We start from the raw sequence: 4,559 nt of genomic DNA, 5'->3' as shown, positions 1-4,559 counted from the left end.
GTCAGCTGCCTGGGACTGCTGCGATGTGCTGAAAGTTCGGATAGTCGGCATGCGCCGAACAGCAGACCCCTCGGTGGCACCGCCCCTGTGGAAGGAAAGTCACGGGCTAGCGACACCGGAGCTACTGCTAGGTACTGATCGAGGACGGCGCGTTCGAGGTGTAGCGCGGTGGCTCGGTCACGGACCTGTACGACGTCCAGCAGGACACCGCCGTTGCACGTGTGGGCTTGCAAACGGCCGTCGTGGCGCGTGGGTAATGCCGACCTTGTAGATGCCGTTGTCTCCCAGTTGCGGGAAGTGGAAGAGGCACACGCGGTGCGGCGCGATGGGATCGAGCCGAGTGCCGTCACAGCGCAGGTAAGGAGGTGCGCCTGTGCAGATGGTCGTCCAAGACACGGAGCGAGGCGTGTCGTCGCATCGACCACCACCTCTCCTTCAGTAGCTGTCCAGGATCTCCTGGATAGTCCTGGAGCAGTTCGATTCCCAGCTCACGAAACCGAGATGCCAGTCTCTCGGTGGTCGGCGTGAACCGGGCGGGCGTTGCAGTGTCATACGGGAGCCACGACAGTGGCAGCCCTTCGGAGATGCCGAACAGGCTGCACGAGTTTGCTTGAGTAGACCGGAAGCGTCGAGCATCCGTGCACAGGATCGTGGCACGAGCGCGCTTGGCGGCGTGAACTGCTGCTCAGCGCGGGCCTGGATGTCGTGGACAGTGGCTGGCAGAACTAGTGCGATCGAAGGGATCACCTGACTGCGTAGACGTCAAACGCCTGGAATGCCATGTCGGTTGGAAAGATGTGGCGGTGACTCAACGAGCGCTTCGGATCTGGCATTGTGAAGACGTGTGGAAGATCGTTGAAGTGCTAGCTGCCCTTGGCGGCGCCGGCTCCTTTTTCGGGGGCCTGCTCAAGATCCTCGGAGTGACTCCGGAGAAGACTCGGAACGTTTGGCGAGGCCGATTCGGTTTACCGAGTGGCCGTCACATCCGGCCACAGCCAGTGTTTAAGCCAAGTCGGCTCGTGCGGCCAGCGCTGCCAGCGGCAGTGCTATTGTCGCCGCTGCTTGCCCTCGTCGGAGGTGCCTGTGACCAATCTAGAACCTCGGACTTCATCGGATTTCCTCCTTCTTTGATTTCGGAAGGCGACATGGTTGACGCGGTGGTTCTAGGGCCAGAGTGCAAACAACAGCCGTGATCGTGCTCCTAGACCCCTGATGACAGGCTGCCCTCGAAGCTGGTGCACCCAGAACTACGAAGCACTCACTACTTCCGGTCACTCGCCACGGAGCAGTTCAGTGCTGTTGACCTGCACTTTGGCGCAGTTGAGTGCAGTTGAGGCCGTTTCGAGGACTCCTTCTGTGTGAACTATGGCACCGATACCGCGCTGACCTGCGGAAACAAGACTCTTGCAGGTCGGCGCGGTTCCGTTCACGTCCATTGAGGACCGTTCCGAAACGTTCAGCGCACGGAGTTGCTCCCAATCTGCTCCCGCTCCGTGCTCCCAAGGCTCATCGCCTCCGCCTCGTCTGAGGTCGGCGTGCACGCTCGGCGGTATGAGAGGCATCGCGAGCTGGTTACTTCACGTGGAATTTCTGTGGTTGCCCCCATGCATGCTCACCGCCGAACGAGTCGTCGACGCCGCACTCGAAGGGCGTTTGCCGGGCCGCTGCTGCTGCTGAAGATCTTCTGTGGCCCGCCAGGAGATGCTCCTCCGAGTGTCCGACCAGTAGCACCTTCTACGCGGAGTGAGATACATAGCAACCGAGTTATTCGCTGTGCTTCCGATCACCTCCAATCGGTGGTGACGACGTCTATTAACTCCATGCTTTGATCATGTAGCTAGATTGTTTTCACTCTTTTGCGTAATGCAGTAGGGGGAGAAATGCGTTTCATGAACCATGTTGTTGCTGTCGGAGCAGCCGGGGCCCTGGTGCTTACAGGAGCCGCAGTCGCTTCTGCGGAGACTGCCGTCGAGCCGGCGCACTCGGCCGCGGTGACAGCCACATCAGACCTGATCCCCGAGTCTGAGCTACTCGCTGATGGGGAGGTCCGGCCTATGGAGAGTGTCTCCGACTGCAATTTCAATCTCGACTGGCCGCACAAATCTGGTCACGTGGCCGGTAACGTGACCAGCAACGGCGTGATCAACTGCAACAGCGGGAAGAAGTATCTGGGGGTGGAGACCTACCTGTACCGCGAGAGCGCAAACCCCGGCTACTTCAGCCTGGTGGCCCAGAACTCGGCGGTGAACAACTCCGGAACTGGGTCCTACGTCAACGCTGCAGCAGCGCTGGGCTGCGTCTCCGCCCGCTATTACGCGAAAGCGGAGTTCCTGATGGTGGAGGGCAACGACGCCCGACACGAGCGCACCCACCTGACCCCGGTGACCCAGGTCAACTGCTAGCTGGCTTGCCTGGGGCCGGGTGCGGAGACTGCCCGGCCCCAGGTGGAGCTACCGTCTGGGAGGTCAGGCACCCTAACTTGAATACGAGGCCCACTCATGGCCGATCACCCCACCGACCAGCTCCGGAGCCCTGTCCTTATCGAACTGTGCCTGCTGCTGCGCGACTTCCTCGGCGACCTCGACGCTCGACTGACCGACCTGGCCGACGACGACCTTTATCGGCATATCGCCTTCGCGGTATCTCTTCAGCATTCCGGCCGGGATTTCACCGCGCGGCCCGCTCCGGAACTCGACCACATCGCAGCCGCCGTGCTGCGGCGGCTGGCCACCGGGTCCCTGGGCGATCCCTCACTGCGGTCACCCCAGGCGCGATACGCGACGGACGCGACACCACACGAGGTCCAGGTGGCCGACGGATCCACAAGTTTCACAGCCCCCGACAAACCGATCGGAGCATTGTGGACCTCATCCCTCCTGCCGGGCGGCACCAGCATGTGGCAATGGGGAGAGTGGGCGGAGTTCGGTCAGACGAGACCGCTGTCCACTGTCACCTTCGACCCGGCGGGCGTCCGGTTGTTCACCATCGGCTCGCCCTCCGACTACGGGCAACTGGTGACCCGCTACCCGTACTCGTCAGCGGGACGCGCTCGGGTCTGTTGGAGTCGCGCCGCCGAAGATCTCGACGCTGTGCACCTGACCGTGACCGGCCTCCTCACAGCGCACCACGTCCCGGTCAGGACACCGCACGGCACCGCCATCCTCACCGGCTGGGACGCCGAATCCACCGTCTGGCTGCACCTGCCGCCCGACATCCAGGCGACCCCGGCAACCCGATAGTGCACCGCGTTTGAGGACCGACTCGCCTCTCAGACGGCGTCGCCACTGGCCAGCGCGCCCGCAACACCCAGTCGACGTCAACCACGAGGCGCTCCCAATTCTCCCAGCAGCCCGTCCAGAAACGGGGCCCCTGCCGACTGGCCAGTGCCAGCGCATCGAGCCGTGTCCGGCGGTCCCATGACCGCTTCGACTGGCGCCGCAGACTGGACCCCGCCGCGCGCTGAAGCTCGATTTCTAGTGTCCTGAGTCGTTGGTTGCTGTGCAGGCATAGGGTTCGGTGGCATGCACCCCGACGTCCCGGCCAAACTCGCGGCCAGAGCGAGGGTGTTCGACACCGGTCACGGTCGCAAGACCGACACCACCGACGTCCGCTCGGTGGCCGTGGTCGCGCTGCGCACCACCGGAGTGCACCGCGTGAGTCCCGACGATCATACCGTGGCTCTACGACTGCTGGTCGACCGCCGCGACGAACTCGGTCGGACCCGCACCGACACCGTCAACCGGCTGCACAAGCTGCTCACCGAGCTCATTCCCGGTGGTGAGGTTCACCCCGAACGGTGGACAGGGGCGTAAGAAGTTCAGGCAGCTGCTCGGAGTGACTTCTCATAGTCGCTGGGACTGCGCATCCCGAGCTTGGAGTGCCGCCGCGTACTGTTGTAGAAAATGACCCAATTGTCAACTGCGGCAACGAGTTCCGTCTTGGTGGCGTAGACGTGCCGGTAGTAGTGCTCGTGTTTGAACGTCGACCAGAACGACTCCGCGGGGCTGTTGTCCCAGCAGATCCCGGTCGCGCCCATCGACCGGCGCAGCCCGTGCCGGAAACAGGCCTGTGCGGTCAGGTTCGCCGTGTATTCGCCGCCGCGGTCGGAATGCAGGACGGTGCCACGACATTGACCTCCACGGGCGGCCACCGCGGCCTCGATCGCGGTGGTGACCATCTCGGTACCGATGTGGTCGGCGACGCTGTAGCCGAGAACTGTGCGGGAGTGCCCGTCGCGGATCGCGCACAGAAACATCTCGCCCTCGCCACAGGACAAGTACGTGATGTCGGTGAGCCACACGGCATCGGGGCGGCCCTGATCGAACTCGCGCTCGACGAGATCCGGCGGGAACGACGCGGACGGGTCGACCACGGTCGTTCTCACCTTGAACGTGCGGGGGCTGATGCCCTCGATTCCGATGTCGGCCATGACCTTGGCGATGGTCTTGGCGCTGACCACCTCGCCCTGATCCCGCAGTTCCGCGGTGACCCGCGGCGATCCGTAGGTCCCGCCAGAGTCCTTGTGCGCCTGGGTGATCTTCACCTCCAGATCCGCGCGG

At 63.4% G+C, this 4,559-nt stretch carries 4 protein-coding genes; 3 read left to right on the top strand and 1 reads right to left on the bottom strand.

All coding sequences use genetic code 11. From position 1 onward, the window contains the following. Nucleotides 1-2,054 precede the first annotated feature (2,054 nt). From SK571_RS45950 to SK571_RS45940, 3 genes are all read left to right on the top strand, one after another. A complete protein-coding gene (locus SK571_RS45950; protein ID WP_319990400.1) occupies nt 2,055-2,402 on the top strand; it encodes a hypothetical protein in 348 nt (115 codons plus the stop codon). A gap of 96 nt (nt 2,403-2,498) precedes the next feature. Further along, nucleotides 2,499-3,239: a hypothetical protein gene (locus SK571_RS45945; protein ID WP_319990399.1), complete on the top strand. Its 741-nt coding sequence runs from the start codon at nt 2,499-2,501 to the stop codon at nt 3,237-3,239. Between the two features lie 282 nt (nt 3,240-3,521). Further along, entirely contained in the window at nt 3,522-3,812 is a 291-nt protein-coding gene (locus tag SK571_RS45940) for an IS110 family transposase (protein ID WP_319990398.1), read from the top strand. Between the two features lie 5 nt (nt 3,813-3,817). Here the strand turns inward: SK571_RS45940 and SK571_RS45935 are convergent. Beyond that, on the bottom strand, nt 3,818-4,559 hold a 742-nt coding region (locus SK571_RS45935), incomplete at its 5' end, for an IS3 family transposase (protein WP_319990397.1).

It is taken from the genome of Lentzea kristufekii, assembly GCF_033949925.1.
Lineage (GTDB): Bacteria > Actinomycetota > Actinomycetes > Mycobacteriales > Pseudonocardiaceae > Lentzea > Lentzea kristufekii.
Note: the sequence above shows the minus strand (reverse complement) of the source record. Positions and strands in the feature narration are given on the sequence as shown.

What these genes read in the sequence shown, in the direction of transcription:
- SK571_RS45940 (WP_319990398.1), top strand. Translation starts at nt 3,522, where the DNA reads ATGCACCCCGACGTCCCGGCCAAACTCGCGGCCAGAGCGAGGGTGTTC.
- SK571_RS45950 (WP_319990400.1), top strand. Translation starts at nt 2,055, where the DNA reads ATGGAGAGTGTCTCCGACTGCAATTTCAATCTCGACTGGCCGCACAAA.
- SK571_RS45945 (WP_319990399.1), top strand. Translation starts at nt 2,499, where the DNA reads ATGGCCGATCACCCCACCGACCAGCTCCGGAGCCCTGTCCTTATCGAA.